The sequence below is a fragment of the Trichococcus ilyis genome (assembly GCF_900109135.1).
Taxonomy (GTDB): Bacteria; Bacillota; Bacilli; order Lactobacillales; family Aerococcaceae; genus Trichococcus; species Trichococcus ilyis.
Map to the genome: position 1 here is coordinate 46,601 of NZ_FNYT01000005.1, position 13,594 is coordinate 60,194.

Sequence of the window (13,594 nt, forward strand, 5' to 3'; positions counted from 1 at the left end):
CCTCATTTTCGTGCGAAATAACGCGGCAGCAATCGATCCGGCTGGCGTATTTTTTCCTGCTCCGTCCAACGCAGGCTTCGCCGGAGTTGGCGCGATATTCTGCAGTCTAGCTCCGATATGATCGGCTTTGCCGTAGATAAGCCCACTGGTAATCGCTGTCCTCCGATGAATGTTCGCACCACCGGAGCAAGCATCGGTCAATCATGCCATCATTCAGCGCTGGCGGCGTGCTCATCCAGTGCCTCAAACGCTTCCTGAATAATGTAATACGATGGTTTCAACCGTTCATGGTAGGTCGGCATATCCCAGGCTTCCCAAGTATATTTTGCCATTTTGACAGGGCTCGTAGCCAATTCCCCGGATTTTTGGACAGCCATCCCTATTTTGAATCCATCAGTGGCCTGCGCTTGGATTTTGCCGTTTTCGTAATGATCGCCCATGATTTGCTTGGTCGAAGGATCCATAACGTTCAGAAGCTGCCAAGGTATCCGGATTTCGACATTTCCGTCCTTGACGGCATAATCGGTCAGGGAATCATAGGCCTCATGCTCCGGGTTCGCATCACCCAGCGACAGCAACCCTGTTTCATAGGAAGAAAAAGGCAAAGTCTGCTGGGATGCAGGCAGGAAAATCTCCCTTGAGAGGCAATGCAGCATCGGATTGAAGATCCCTGAATCCTTGACCGCAAAGGCGGAATTTTTGTCGATCATCCCCAATTGCTCGGCATAGAGGTAATGGAAGGAATCATAATAGGCATCCACCAGGATCCGGGCGTCATCCGCTCCGGCGATCCGGACCATAAAATCGGCTCCGCTTGAAAATTGCAGTTGCTGACCTGCGGCTGCCGTGTTCCCTTGGTCCGCGATCGTGTCGATCGGGATGCAGAGCGTGTCGGCGCCGAAATCGAATCCTTCAGTTGCGACCATCAGATATAGGTATTTTTCATCAGATGCCGCATACAAAGCGCCGTCCGTTGTTTCGGCGATCGGTTCGGTTTTGCTCCAGTCGGAAATATCCCCGTCCACGTAACGGGCGGACGCTTCCTCGCCGGGGTCGAATGCCATCAGACCGAATTCCTGCTCGTTCGTCTGGGGATTGGACCAATAGGCACGCCGGTCAGCCAAATCGAAATCCATCGTATTCCAGGTCCGTTTGAACCACTCATCCTGCCATGTGAAGACCAAACCGCCGCAGTATCCTTCCGAATGGATGTCCTGCAGCAGATCCACCACTATTTCGCCTTGCTCCGTTTCATCATGATTGCCCTGGTCATAACCGGAATAAAGGCTCTCATGGGCTTTCCCGCGCGATGCCGGCACTCCGAATTCGGCGACCAGGACCGGCACCGTATGCTCCGCCATCAGATCCTCCAGATAGGCGCGGTAGGTGTTGATTTCCCCGTTCTCATCCACATCCTGGATATACTCCTCCTCGTAACTCAGGAAATCCGGATAGTAGGGATAGATATGATACGCGGCAAACAGTCCTGCCGGGAATGAACTCCGGGCCTTGATGTGTTCCGTATTCACCACCGCTTTGTCTTCTTTTTCGTAAGGCTCGCTCGGGTGTTCCAGCATGTCTGTCGTCACCCAGTTCGTGAATCCCAACGCCCTTGTCGTCCGGTACTCCTCCGCTTCGTAGCGCAGCACCGCATCCCCAGCTTCACTCAAAAATACTTCGAAGGGCGAGGCGTCTTCCGTATACAAATATTCCCCCGAGAAACTTGTCTTTCCCGGACTATTCAGGTTCGTCGTCTCCACAAATGCCGGATCCCATTCGATTCCCATGATCCAGCCGATGACATAGGGTGAGATGTCTTTCGTGTACTCACCGCTGGCGAATCCCGGTTTTTCAGGCAAAACGGCATTCCCATGGAAAATGTCGACCAAATTTTTGGCATCCGCAACAAAATCCTGCTTAATTTTTTCATCTTCGGCAAAGGCATCCTGAAGCGTAGCGATATCCTCCTCGTTGATCCATACCCCCTGCATCAGATAGAGCGGCTGCTCGGCCGTCCGGTTGAATTCGTACAGCGCATTATAAAAAGCGGGGTCCAAAGTCGTGTACACCCGGATGACTTCCGCATGCATGTCGCTGATGTAGCCGAACCACCGCAGATAATCCTCTTCGGTTATCCCGAGCTCCCCCGGGAAATAACCGGGTTTGGCCGCGCCGATGTTGACCCCTTCCAAGAATTCATTCTGCCATTCGTTGTCCCTGTATATGGAAAACTCTTTGCCGTCAGTTTTGGAAATGAAGCTTAAACCCCGTTCTTCATAAAAAGCGGCATCCGCTTCGGTGACCGCGTTGTTGTATCTCATAAAAACCATCAGCACTGCGGTTGCACCAAGCAACGCAAAAATCCTCACCGCCAGTTTTTGTTTTCTGCTCATCCTGATCATCGTGTTTTCCCCTTAGTCCCAGCACTCACTGGAATGTTTCTATCGTTTTTATCACCATTGAAAATAATATAACATTTACCTTGCCATTATTTAGCTATCTTCCAAAAAAAATACAAAAAGAATACTGAAGTTCCAAAACGAATTTTTTCGAAATACTTGATCAGACAACATTCCGGAAAATCCACTGTCCACAATTGTACGGGAATGGCACTTACCTCCAATTGATTTCCATTCTTTCCGCCTCAGTCATTTTTCTTTCAGATGAGTGATAAATATTCACCACTTTTGTGTTAAAGGATTTACTGATTCGATTGTATAATGAATAAAAAAATTGATTGTGAGGTACAAATGCCCATGAAGCCATCGAAATTGATCCCGCTTTTCCTTATCTTTGCTCTGCTGTTCGCACCTGTGACTGCCGTCCAAGCCGCTCCCAACAAGAACAACACTTCCGTCGTCAGCACCGGCAGCTATTCCACTTGGTTGTGGAACACCAATGAGATCACATACAACAGCGACAATATCCTGAATTTTCTTGTGGCCAACAACGTAACCGATTTGCACCTGCAAGTGAACTATGGAATAGACTACGCCTACTATCAGGATTTCATCAGCAGGGCAGCAGCCAATAATATTGCCGTGCATGCTTTGGAGGGATCGCCTGACTGGGTTCTGCCTGAAGGCACAGTCTACCAGGACTATTTCTTCAACTGGCTGACCGATTACCAAGCCAACTCCGCTCCGGAAGCCCGCTTCAAGGGCATGCATCTGGACGTGGAGCCTTACCACTACAGCACGGGCTACGGCACGGATCCGAACGGGGTTTTGGGACGTTATCAGGATTACCTGATGCATGCAAAAACAGTGGCGAACAATCTGCAATTGAATTTGGCCATCGACATCCCGTTCTGGTTCAATGAAGTGCAATACAGCACGGCTTACGGGAACGGCAACCTGGCGGCATGGATTTTCAACAACATCAAGACCGTCACAATCATGGCCTACCGCGACTTCGCTGTCGGGGCCAACGGCATCAATCAGATCGCCGAAACCGAAATGAACCTAGCTCGCCAATACAACGTGAGTGCGACCATCGCCGTCGAAACCGAAAACATCGGCGATCCGACCTATGTGACCTTCTTCGAGGAGGGCAGCACCTACATGTACAACGAACTGAGTCTTGTCCGCCAGTACTTCAGCAAAAACCGCGCCTTCAGCGGCATCGGCATCCATCATCTGGGCAGTTGGATGAATATGAATCCATAGGCATTGGAAACAGGCCGTCTCACGCGAGGCGGCTTTTCCTTGCGTGCTGGGGGCTCACAAAATCGGAATAACCCGCCAAAAGTGATTTGGCGGGCAAAATTGCATTGGTTTCCACAGAAAAACCTTCCAAAGGATCTTTGGAAGGTTTTTCTTAGTATAAGCTGATCATAAAACCCGTCAAGGCCATTTCGGAAGGCTTTTCCGACATCATATTCGAAAAATAACCCGCCACTGAACCCGTCAGACTGCTCTTATGCTAAATTCCAGCCTAGCCCCGGTAGCGCAGCGCCAGCCCTTTCAGGAAATTACGCGCATAGCGGTCGCCGCAAGGCTTGTAGTTGCGGTGCCCTTCTTTGCGCAGGACGGCGCTAAGTTCGCTTTTCGACACGGTTACGCCTGCCGATTCCAGGATTTCCAGCATATCTTCGTTCGTCAAAGTCAGCGCGATTTTGACCTTCTTCAGCAACGTATTGTTGACGTTCCCGTTGTTCAGCAGAAATTCCGGCTTGGGTTCTGCTTCGCCGGGCTTCGTTTTCGGTTTGCCGCGTTGGGAAGTGATGAGACCGTTCAGGAACGATTCCAGCGCCGCGTTGTCGCAAGCCAATTGTCCATCGCCTGACGGGTCATCCGCGCCCGCAGCGTCCGTTGCTTCATCCTTCTTCGGATTCTTGAGCATCTGTTGCACGGCTTCCTTCGTCACTTCGAGTCCGCCCAAGCGGAACACTTCCACCATATCCGCATCCTTGATGTCCAGCGCATAGCGTAAGCGGATCAATATATCATTGTTGTCCATAATTAGCCTCCAAATTTTCCTTTTCAGTTGTCCTTTTCCAGTATACCCTGTTGGCCTGCGGAATGCCTTATACTTTTTCTCATTTTTTTAAAATTAGCTCTTCACTTCTCACATAAATGTGTTATAATCAAACATACGAGCAGGTGATTCATCTGTTTAACGGTTCCTTAGCTCAGCGGGAGAGCACTACCTTGACATGGTAGGGGTCGCTGGTTCAATCCCAGTAGGGACCATCAAGCTTCAGCACAACACTGAAAAGAGGCACGATCGGAGAGATCCGCTCGCGCCTCTTTTTTTTAATCGACTGTCGGCGCTTGGCTCATGGCCGCATCCAACAGATATTCGCCTTTGCTGCTGTCGTCCTCGGTGGCGAAGCGCGCATCGAGATCGTTGAAATGCCACCATTCCGAAGCCAGCGGCGTCAGCCCGGCATCCGTGCAGTAGCGCTGCAGCAGGATCGCGGCCTCATTCATCGTATCCGCCAGAGTGGCCTGCAGCCAAGCAGTCGGCGAACTGGATTTGACCGGTCCGGTGAATGTAGCCGAGGCCATGCTCAGCTCGTGGATGGTCGTCGGCATCGTGTATTCGGTGTAGCTTGTGACGGCCGTCGCGGCATAGTCGCCGATGACGATTTTCTGCTGCTCAGTCACTTTCGCAAGCGTGACATCGATGGCATAGCCCATCTGATGGTTCGAAACGCTTGTCGCAATGAACCAGTTGGTGTCCCAAGGAGCGGTATTGATTCCCGCCATCACTTCCGGATCGTCCGCTGCCAGCACCGTCACGGCATCCACAGTCAGCTTCTGGACGGAATAAGGACGGTACCCTTCATAGATGACCAACGTATTCCCATCCGCCAAAGCGGCTTGTTGCGCCAGATAAATTTTCTTCGACATACTGTATAGTACCGGCACGATGTCGCTAATTTTCCCAAGCCGCATGTTGTAAGCTTTTCCGTCATAAAGCGCTTCGCCGGTGATGCCGGGGATCGCTTTTCCGGAAGAGACGAACTTGGATGCGTAGGTGTTGGTGTTGTCATAGATGATGGAAGGGATCACATCCGGGAGATTGATGAAACAATGCAGATGCTGCACCCATCCGGATTCCGTTGCGGTCTGGACGAACCACCAGTCGCCCTCTTCCTCCAGCACCTCGAAAGCGGTGCCCGCTTCCAGTGCCGCAAGCGTTTCGGAAGCCGCATCGGGAGTCGCCTTCAGATCCATCCCGATCGAGGCATACCCGGTCGCCCCGGTGACGGGAAGCTCCAGCTCCCCTGCATACACCAGCGGCTCAGGATTTTCCGGCTGCACATCCGCTGTTTCCCCTGCCTCGCTGGAAGTCACCGTTTCTGAAGTTATCTCTTCCGAACTCGCCGAAGCGATTTCCGCCTCCTCCGTTTCCGCCCTTTCATCCTGCCCGGAGCAAGCGGAAAGCACCGCCACTGTCAGGAAACCGATGACAGCGCGGCGCCAATTTCTTTTGATTCTCATATCTTTTCAGTCCTCCATTACGCGGATGCGATCATTTTCACCAGTTCCAACAGCACCAGATGGAACGGATAGAAAGCATAGAAGCCCCATTTCATCAGATTGGATTTCTTGCCTTGCCTTCCTTTGTAGAGGAGCAGTAAGGGCACGGCCAGAAAGATGCCCAGCTGGTAGGCTTGCGTCCAGCCGATTTCCCGGATGGACGGGATGATGTGGAACAGGATGCCGATGACAGCGAAACTGAGCAGCTGTTTTTCGGTCTGTCCCCTGAACAGCCCGAAAAACAGGATCCACAACACCGCTACGTAATTCCAATCAGCCGGAACAGCCAACAGGCAACACGCCAAAACGATTGCCGCTCTCAACGGGAGGGACCAATCCTCTCGTTTTGCCGCCGCCAAAGCCACCAGCCCCAGCGCCAAGCCCCAGATCACGCTGGTTGCCTGCCACCACTGAAGTCCGAAATACCAGACATACGGAAAATGCGAAACTACGGCGAACAGGAACAGCCGCAGCGTATACTTTTTCAGATCGGAAGTGTAGTGGTAGCCTTCCGCGATCATATAGCACATGATCGGGGCGGCGATCCGCCCTGCTATCCGCAACACCACGCCTTCAAGCGTATCCTGCGGCACAAATACCGCAAATATATGATCAAAAAACATTGCGATTATGGCAAGGTTCTTCAATGTATAGGACGAGAGGTCTTTTGGAATAGCGCTGCTGCCTTGCATCGAAGTGCTCCTTACTGTCACATTTTTCACAACCCTTACTATTGAACGGATTGACCGGCCTGTATACCGGTCCTTTTCCACAGTATAGTCTTTCGGCCCGCCGGCAATCCCCGAAAAAAAGCCAGAGATTTGCGGAAAAACTCACGCAAAAGATAAAAGCGGAACGGGTTCCTTCACTAATTTCCGAAGGGCTAACCCGTGGAGCTGGCCAAAATCATTTGAAAACGCATACATTTCCGAAACGCATCCAAAACACCCTTCAAAACAAATTGGACCGCTCATTTTCCGCCGGATTGGACGGTTTCACAGTCCCTTTCATTTGCTAAAATAAGCAACAATATACGAAAAGACGAGGAGGCTTCTTGATGAGATACAAACCGAATTACGCCCCGGGTCCGACCGAGGTGCGCGAAAATGTGCGGCTGGCCCGCGCAAAAAGGACCAACAACAGCGACTTCGACAAGGAGTTTGTGCGCTATTACCGCGAGGTCAGCCAAAAAATGGGGACAGTCATGGGAACCACCAATGAGGTGCTGCTGCTTGCCGGTGAAGGGATTTTGGCTTTGGAAGCTGCTTGTGCGAGCTTGACGGAGCCCGGCGACCGTGTGCTCGTGCTGGACAACGGCATCTATGGCGAAGGCTTCAAGGACTTCGTCAGCATCTACGGCGGCGAGCCGGTCGTCCTGAGCTTCGATCACCACAGCGGCATCCCAGCTGAAGCCGTCCGCGCCTATCTGGAAAAGGATTCCGACTTCAAATATGCCACCTTGGTCCATTGCGACACGCCGACATCGGTCCTGAACAACGTGGCGGCGCTTTGTCCTTTATTGAAGGAATACGGCATTCTGACCGTTGTCGATTCCGTCGCGGGCATGGTCGGCGAACCGATAGCAGTCGATGCAAACCAAATCGACATTTGCTGCGGCGGGACGCAAAAAGCCATCTCGGCTCCGGTCGGACTGGCGATCGTTTCCGTCAGCGCGGACGCCCAAAAAGCGATGGACAACCGCAAAACACCGATCGCGTCCTTCTATGCAAATCTGCAGGTATTCAAAGGCTACGCGGAAAAAGAGTATTTGCCTTACACGACTTCTGCCGGCGATGTCGCGGCGCTCGATGCCGCCCTGGACAACATCCTTGAGGAAGGCATCGAAACGGTTTTCGCACGCCATGACAGGATTGCCTCTGCTGTACGAGAAGCCGCTAAAGCGTACGGCCTGGAGCTGTTCCTGGATTCCGCCCGTTCCAACACAGTCACCGCCATCCGGATTCCGGAAGCGATCGGGGCTTTGCGCCTGCAGGAGCACCTCAGCGAGCACTACGATCTGCTTGTCGCCACCTCCTTGGCACAATATGCGGATGTGATTCTGCGCATAGGCCATATGGGCGAGAATGCCTTCATGGACAAACTCATTTATGTCTTGTCCATCATCGACAACGGCCTGCGCGATCTCGGCTTCGCAGGCAAAGGCAACTTGGCCCAGCTGTTCATCGACAAATACAAAAAAGAAAACTAGGAGGCTACACTATGCAAAAAGCACAAGGTTATTCAAACACACGCACTTATGATTTGGTTCTGACGGCGATTCTGATCGCCCTCGTCTTCGTTGCGACGGTCTTCCTGAACATCAAATTGCCGATTGGGGCAAACGGCGGCTTGATCCATCTCGGCACGGTGATGCTTTTCCTGTCATCTATCCTGTTCGGACCGAAAAAGGGCGCCATCGCCGGAGCGGTCGGCATGGCCATCTTTGATCTGATGGCCGGTTGGGTGCTGTGGGCGCCCTTCACATTCGTCACTCGCGGGCTGCAAGGCTATCTGGTCGGAAAATTGGCTTGGTCTAAGGGACGTCAAGGTGACAGCTTTGTTGTGAATCTTTTGGCCACATTGCTTTCGGTTCCGGTGATGCTAATCGGTTATTATCTGTGCGAATGGATTTTGTACGGCAACGCCATCACCCCGTTCGCTTCGATCCCCGGCAACCTCGTCCAGAACGCGGTCGGGATCGCCATTGCCTTGCCGTTGTCGGCAGTCCTGAAAAAGATGAATATCACTGCAAGATAGCGCCAAAAAACTGTCTCCACGTTGGTTGGAGACAGTTTTTTTTGCGTGTGCCTGGTAGCCATAGGAGTGCGCCCCCTGCATGTATGCTCTTCTCCGGTGAAGGCTTCCCCACCGGAGAACGCCGGTAATTTTCGGCCCCTACTCCGACGAAGCTACGATTATCGGAGGACAGAGACAAAATGTTAGCTCAACTTCGGCGAAGCCTCCGTTCGCCGGAGAAAAACGCGGCACGAGCGTTCAGCAACAAAGAGTGGTCGCACCGAACCTGACCGGATGACGAAGAAACGGGGCCGCCTCGCGATGAGGCAGCCCCGTTTCTTCGTCCACTATTGTTTTTTTTACTTTCCCTGTCAGCGGTTATTTCGCCTGCAGGTCCGGCTGATGGATCCCGAACAGATTCCCTTCCGTATCGAAGTAGTATCCTTGCCAAGCCATCCCGACCAAAGCATTTTTCGGCATGGCGACTTTGCCGCCCTGCTCCAGGATCAGCGCTTCGGTCGCATCGTAATCTTCCGTACCCAGCGTGCACACAAAGGCGTTTACGGCTTGGCCCGCTTCAGGCGGAGGAGTTTGGCGCTGCATCAAAGCACCGTTGATGCCCGGCTCGCTCGTGTCCCCTGTGACCGCACCGAAATAAGGCATGCCCGCATAAGCGGTCCAATCCTCGAATGTCCAGCCGAAAACTTCACCATAGAAGCGCTTGGCCCGTTCCATGTCATCAACGTGAATCTCAAAATGAATGACTTTTCCCATGATTCCGTTACCCCCTATTTTTCGCAAAACAGTTGTTGCTGATGGCTTATGCAGAGTGCGTTTGGCAAAGGTGCTCGTGCAACAGAAACGTTAGCGGTGCTGGTCGACGAGGATCGGATTGCCGTCAGGATCGAGAATGATAAAGCTGCCCGGTCCTTCAGTCTCCGGGTCGGCTTCCGAAACGAACGCGATGCCCTTTGCCCGCAATTCCTCCTGCAGCTGGCGGACATCCTTGAACGGGTTCACTTCCGCCGCGTCGCTGTTCCAGCCGGGATTGAATGTCAGCATGTTCTTCTCGAACATGCCTTGGAACAATCCGATGATGCAGTCCTCGTTCTTCATGATCAACCAATTCTGGTCGATGTCCCCACCGAATGTGCTGAAGCCCAATTTTTCGTAAAATGCCTTTGATGCGTGTATGTCCTTGACCGTCAAGCTGAGGGAAAATGCTCCAATGCCCATGCTTATGCTCCGTTCTCTTTGGATTTTTGTCGCTTCTGATCCGGATGATACTGAAGAATGGCTCTTCATAGTCCATTATAATTTCGTCGGATGCGAAAAGCTAATTTTAGCGGATCACCCCAATTTTGCAGGATTGACATTGCGTGTGCGAAGCGAGCAAGTGCATTTGATTGAAATAGGGTGCGCCGACCGGATACCCGGATTGCAGGATATAACACCTGTATTCGACAATTTTGCCTTTCGCTAGGTCCAAATTGTCGAATAATTTTGAACATTCGACAATTCTGCTCTTCGCTGGCGCCAAATTCTCGAATGATCTTGTAGTATTCGACAATTTCTCCCGCCGAATGCACTCGTTTTCAACACAGACAAAGGCTGCCCCATTTGGAGACAGCCCGCTTCGAGAGTATACCTTACCCTTGTATTCATCCGAGCGATTATTGCAAATAATCGCTCTTCATTTTTTCCTGCGCATAAATGGAGTGCCCGCTGTTGAACACATAGGCGACCGACACGATTGCGAAGAAATAAGGCAACGTGTCGTACCCGAAGACTTCGACGCCTATGAAGACGGGCGCGATGAAGGTGTTCGTTGCGGATGCGAAAACGCTGGCGTACCCCAAAGCGGCGACCATTTCCGGCGGCAGGCCGAACACCGGCGCCAACCAGTAGCCCAGACTCGCGCCGATCGAGAACAAGGGCGTGACTTCGCCGCCCTGGAATCCCGCTGCCAGGGTAACGATCGTCAGCACCAATTTCAGCACCCAGTCATAACCGTAGATCGTGCCTTCCTGGAAACTGGCGCTGATCAGATTGGTGCCAAGGCCCGAGTAGCGACCCATGTGCAACGCTAACAGCACGATGGTCAACAGTACACCCACCACAAAAATCCTTCTGTAGGGATCAGTTATCTTTTGCGCCATCCAGCTTTTCGTGATCTTCAACAGTTTGGCGAACACCCCGCCGACCGCCCCGAAGACGATGCCCAAAACGATAACCTTTATGGCAAAAGCTAGATCGACCGGCACCGCCACATCCAAATCCACCGAAAATTTTTCCAACCCGAAGAAATGCGAAGTATAGGCGGCCGCAAAGGCGCTGATTGCCGCAGGGAAAAGCGCGCGGTATTCGATTGCGCCTACCATCAGCACCTCCAAAGCGAAAAACGTTGCCGCCATCGGTGTCTGGAACAAGCCCGCAAAACCGGCTGCCATCCCGGCAACCAGCAGGATTTTTTTAGCATCCTGGAAAGGCAGCTTTTTGCCGAAAGTATAGCCAACGGTCGCTCCGATCTGGACGGCCACGCCTTCCCTGCCGGCGCTGCCGCCGAAAAGGTGGGTCAGCCAAGTGCCGCCGATGACCAATGGAACCAGCCGTTTCGGGATTTCTTCATCCTGCTTGTTCCCCGCAGTGAAGACGAGCCCCATCCCTTTGCTGCTGTTCTTGCCGAATTTCTGGTAAACATAGACGATCGCCAAGCCCGCGATTGCCAAAAACGGCAACAACACTGCGACGTGGTGCCCGCGGAACTGTGTGATCAAAATGAGGACTTCGCCGAACAAGGCATCCAAGGCCCCCACCAATATGCCCATCACGATCGCCGCAATGCCGTAAAAAAATATTTCCTGATAAACCGCTGATTTAATTTGTCTCATTGTTGTATTCCTTCTTCAACCGCTTATTTTTCACTGCACCTCCATAGGCGCATCTTCCAATGATGATACCACGAAACCGGTCGGAACAACTGAAAATTATTGTCCAGACTGCACGCAACATTCGGATATCCGTTACGGAAACAACAAAAAAGCCCGGAAGCCGCTGCCCAACATTTGATGGGGAAATGGCTTCCGGGCTTTTAGCTTTTCGGCACTCCGTTAAAAGAGGCGCTAGGACCTTATTTGCTGCTTGTTTGCGCTTGTTTTTTCTTCAAACGCTCTTGTTTGCGCATATCGATCTCTTTGAAATACGCTTCCCATGAGATTTCGATGGTCACGTTCTGCGAATTCGTATAGACGATGTTCTTCATATATTTCTTGCTCCTTCTTCAGCGTAACCATATGCGTACGCTGCTGTCTTTCAACCTCCTCATTTATCCTTTTTTCTGTACTCAGAGAAATCAAAAAGGCACTCAAGCGAGTACCTCTTCATTTCTGCTTATTATCATAAGAAAGAAAAAGGTATTCCTGTACAGGAATCGCGGCTTTTTCACTATCAAATCAAAATCTTGGAAATTCATGTTGCGGGCACCAGTATCTGGCGCTACATATAAATTTAACTTCGCTTATTTTTGGTTCCGGTTGCCTGCAGCATCCGCTGCAGAATAGAGAAAAGCCATGGTTCCATACATATAAGATGCATATGTTCTTGGACGTTGAGATGACACTATAACACGAATATCCGTTCGATGCAAATAAAAAGATTTTCGATTTCCGGATTCACTGCTTGTTCAGCCCTTGCTCTTCGACGAAATCACGCATGTACATGCGTTGCGGATGGGAAAGCATTTCGGCCATCTGGCTGGTCCAAGTATCGGAACGCTCGCCACCGGTCCGTTCGACATAATAGTCCGTGATTACGTTGTTGTACTGCTCAAGTTGAGATTTATAGACTTCATCATCCTGCTGGTATTCATTTTCATGGTAGACATGCTCGAACGGCAGGCGCGGTTTTTGGTCGTTGATGCAGGTCGGATACCCCACAGCCAACCCGAAGAGAGGCAATACCTTGTCCGGAATCTTCAAAAGGTCGCGGACTTTTTCGAGATCATTCCGCAATCCGCCGACATAGCAGATGCCGAGTCCCATCGCTTCCGCGGCAAGGGCGGCATTTTGGGCGGCCAAGGCTGCATCGATAATGCCGACCATGAATTTTTCGGTGCTCTCAAGCGAGGCTGCAACGTCCTTGCCTTCCATCTTACCGATCACATCGTGGCGATGCAGGTCGGCACAGAACACGAAGAGATGGCCATTCTCGGCCACGAAAGCTTGATTGCGGGAGATTTTTGCCAGTTCACGTTTTTTGTCGGGATCGGTGACCCCGATGATGGAGTAGGCCTGCACAAAACTCGAAGTCGAAGCCGCCTGCGCGCTGCGGACGATCGTTTCGATCTGTTCGGCGCTCAAAGTCCGGTCTTCAAAGTCCCTTACCGTGCGGTGCGCCAAGATGCGTTCGATTGTTTCATTCATCACTTGTATTCCTCGCTTTCAAATATCTTGTATTAGACCGATATGTTCATTCTAAAGGAATGAAATAGCCCCGTCCAACCGGATGCTCATGGTACGATCCACGAAAAAGCCCCGCTCCTTTGCCATTTCGGCGAGGAGCGGAGCTAGGAAAGCTATATATCAGATTTTTTTTGCTTCTTTGATTGGGCGTTGGTCTTCTTTGTCAGGCGCGTCCGAAAGGATCTTTTCAGCGATCAAAAACAAGATCGGCAACAAAACGTCGTCCGCATATCCCACCATCGGCAAAACATCCGGCAAAAGGTCGATCGGGCTGATGATATAAAGAAGGATCCCAACTACCATCCATTTTTTCTTGCCGTCGACTTTCGAATCGAACAGGGAAAGCACGAGTGACTTGACTTTATCAAACGGTGTCAGACTGGTTTTCTTTCTTACTTTCATTCTGCA

Annotated in this window: 13 protein-coding genes and 1 tRNA gene; 4 read left to right on the forward strand and 10 right to left on the reverse strand. The window is 51.6% G+C overall.

The features are described from left to right. Window positions 1-209 precede the first annotated feature (209 nt). Complete coding sequence (locus tag BMX58_RS03815) at window positions 210-2,393, reverse strand: family 2 glycosyl transferase (protein ID WP_093088787.1); 2,184 nt, start codon at window positions 2,391-2,393, stop codon at window positions 210-212. A 363-nt stretch (window positions 2,394-2,756) separates the two neighbouring features. Between BMX58_RS03815 and BMX58_RS03820 the strand changes: the two genes are divergently transcribed. Next, complete coding sequence (locus tag BMX58_RS03820) at window positions 2,757-3,668, forward strand: hypothetical protein (RefSeq protein WP_068622389.1); 912 nt, start codon at window positions 2,757-2,759, stop codon at window positions 3,666-3,668. 268 nt (window positions 3,669-3,936) lie between these two features. Here BMX58_RS03820 and BMX58_RS03825 read toward each other — a convergent pair whose 3' ends face one another. Then, window positions 3,937-4,461: a YehS family protein gene (locus BMX58_RS03825; RefSeq protein ID WP_068622387.1), complete on the reverse strand. Its 525-nt coding sequence runs from the start codon at window positions 4,459-4,461 to the stop codon at window positions 3,937-3,939. Between the two features lie 161 nt (window positions 4,462-4,622). Here BMX58_RS03825 and BMX58_RS03830 point away from each other — a divergent pair. Beyond that, window positions 4,623-4,694: transfer RNA gene (locus tag BMX58_RS03830), tRNA-Val, on the forward strand. Between the two features lie 63 nt (window positions 4,695-4,757). Here BMX58_RS03830 and BMX58_RS03835 read toward each other — a convergent pair. Together BMX58_RS03835 and BMX58_RS03840 are read right to left on the reverse strand one after the other, a co-directional pair. Next, window positions 4,758-5,951: a M15 family metallopeptidase gene (locus BMX58_RS03835; protein WP_068622385.1), complete on the reverse strand. Its 1,194-nt coding sequence runs from the start codon at window positions 5,949-5,951 to the stop codon at window positions 4,758-4,760. 17 nt (window positions 5,952-5,968) lie between these two features. Continuing rightward, window positions 5,969-6,682 carry a TraX family protein gene (locus BMX58_RS03840; RefSeq protein WP_068622384.1) on the reverse strand — a complete coding sequence of 238 codons (714 nt, stop codon included), beginning with the start codon at window positions 6,680-6,682 and terminating at the stop codon, window positions 5,969-5,971. A gap of 365 nt (window positions 6,683-7,047) precedes the next feature. Between BMX58_RS03840 and BMX58_RS03845 the strand changes: the two genes are divergently transcribed. Together BMX58_RS03845 and BMX58_RS03850 are read left to right on the forward strand one after the other, a co-directional pair. After that, window positions 7,048-8,199 (forward strand): pyridoxal-phosphate-dependent aminotransferase family protein, encoded by a 1,152-nt coding sequence (locus BMX58_RS03845; RefSeq protein ID WP_068622382.1) that lies wholly within the window; start codon window positions 7,048-7,050, stop codon window positions 8,197-8,199. 11 nt (window positions 8,200-8,210) lie between these two features. Continuing rightward, window positions 8,211-8,747 carry an ECF transporter S component gene (locus BMX58_RS03850; RefSeq protein ID WP_068622380.1) on the forward strand — a complete coding sequence of 179 codons (537 nt, stop codon included), beginning with the start codon at window positions 8,211-8,213 and terminating at the stop codon, window positions 8,745-8,747. A 357-nt stretch (window positions 8,748-9,104) separates the two neighbouring features. Here the strand turns inward: BMX58_RS03850 and BMX58_RS03855 are convergent, their stop codons facing one another. From BMX58_RS03855 to BMX58_RS03880, 6 genes are all read right to left on the reverse strand, one after another. After that, window positions 9,105-9,500: a VOC family protein gene (locus BMX58_RS03855; protein WP_068622378.1), complete on the reverse strand. Its 396-nt coding sequence runs from the start codon at window positions 9,498-9,500 to the stop codon at window positions 9,105-9,107. A gap of 90 nt (window positions 9,501-9,590) precedes the next feature. Next, a complete protein-coding gene (locus BMX58_RS03860) occupies window positions 9,591-9,962 on the reverse strand; it encodes a VOC family protein (RefSeq protein WP_068622376.1) in 372 nt (123 codons plus the stop codon). A 437-nt stretch (window positions 9,963-10,399) separates the two neighbouring features. Then, window positions 10,400-11,617 (reverse strand): chloride channel protein, encoded by a 1,218-nt coding sequence (locus BMX58_RS03870; protein WP_068622372.1) that lies wholly within the window; start codon window positions 11,615-11,617, stop codon window positions 10,400-10,402. Between the two features lie 239 nt (window positions 11,618-11,856). Next, the gene (locus BMX58_RS14995; RefSeq protein ID WP_275425214.1) at window positions 11,857-11,988 is read right to left on the reverse strand and encodes a hypothetical protein; all 132 of its coding nucleotides are present in this window, start codon (window positions 11,986-11,988) and stop codon (window positions 11,857-11,859) included. A 409-nt stretch (window positions 11,989-12,397) separates the two neighbouring features. Beyond that, a complete protein-coding gene (gene nfsA / locus BMX58_RS03875) occupies window positions 12,398-13,147 on the reverse strand; it encodes an oxygen-insensitive NADPH nitroreductase (protein WP_068622370.1) in 750 nt (249 codons plus the stop codon). A 159-nt stretch (window positions 13,148-13,306) separates the two neighbouring features. Beyond that, on the reverse strand, window positions 13,307-13,588 hold the full coding sequence (locus BMX58_RS03880; RefSeq protein ID WP_068622368.1) for a YkvA family protein: 282 nt from the start codon (window positions 13,586-13,588) through the stop codon (window positions 13,307-13,309). Window positions 13,589-13,594: the final 6 nt, after the last annotated feature.

Coding starts and splice junctions, on each gene's coding strand:
- BMX58_RS03815 (WP_093088787.1), bottom strand. CDS start 2,393: ATGAGCAGAAAACAAAAACTGGCGGTGAGGATTTTTGCGTTGCTTGGT.
- BMX58_RS03820 (WP_068622389.1), top strand. CDS start 2,757: ATGAAGCCATCGAAATTGATCCCGCTTTTCCTTATCTTTGCTCTGCTG.
- BMX58_RS03825 (WP_068622387.1), bottom strand. CDS start 4,461: ATGGACAACAATGATATATTGATCCGCTTACGCTATGCGCTGGACATC.
- BMX58_RS03835 (WP_068622385.1), bottom strand. CDS start 5,951: ATGAGAATCAAAAGAAATTGGCGCCGCGCTGTCATCGGTTTCCTGACA.
- BMX58_RS03840 (WP_068622384.1), bottom strand. CDS start 6,682: ATGCAAGGCAGCAGCGCTATTCCAAAAGACCTCTCGTCCTATACATTG.
- BMX58_RS03845 (WP_068622382.1), top strand. CDS start 7,048: ATGAGATACAAACCGAATTACGCCCCGGGTCCGACCGAGGTGCGCGAA.
- BMX58_RS03850 (WP_068622380.1), top strand. CDS start 8,211: ATGCAAAAAGCACAAGGTTATTCAAACACACGCACTTATGATTTGGTT.
- BMX58_RS03855 (WP_068622378.1), bottom strand. CDS start 9,500: ATGGGAAAAGTCATTCATTTTGAGATTCACGTTGATGACATGGAACGG.
- BMX58_RS03860 (WP_068622376.1), bottom strand. CDS start 9,962: ATGGGCATTGGAGCATTTTCCCTCAGCTTGACGGTCAAGGACATACAC.
- BMX58_RS03870 (WP_068622372.1), bottom strand. CDS start 11,617: ATGAGACAAATTAAATCAGCGGTTTATCAGGAAATATTTTTTTACGGC.
- BMX58_RS14995 (WP_275425214.1), bottom strand. CDS start 11,988: ATGAAGAACATCGTCTATACGAATTCGCAGAACGTGACCATCGAAATC.
- nfsA (WP_068622370.1), bottom strand. CDS start 13,147: ATGAATGAAACAATCGAACGCATCTTGGCGCACCGCACGGTAAGGGAC.
- BMX58_RS03880 (WP_068622368.1), bottom strand. CDS start 13,588: ATGAAAGTAAGAAAGAAAACCAGTCTGACACCGTTTGATAAAGTCAAG.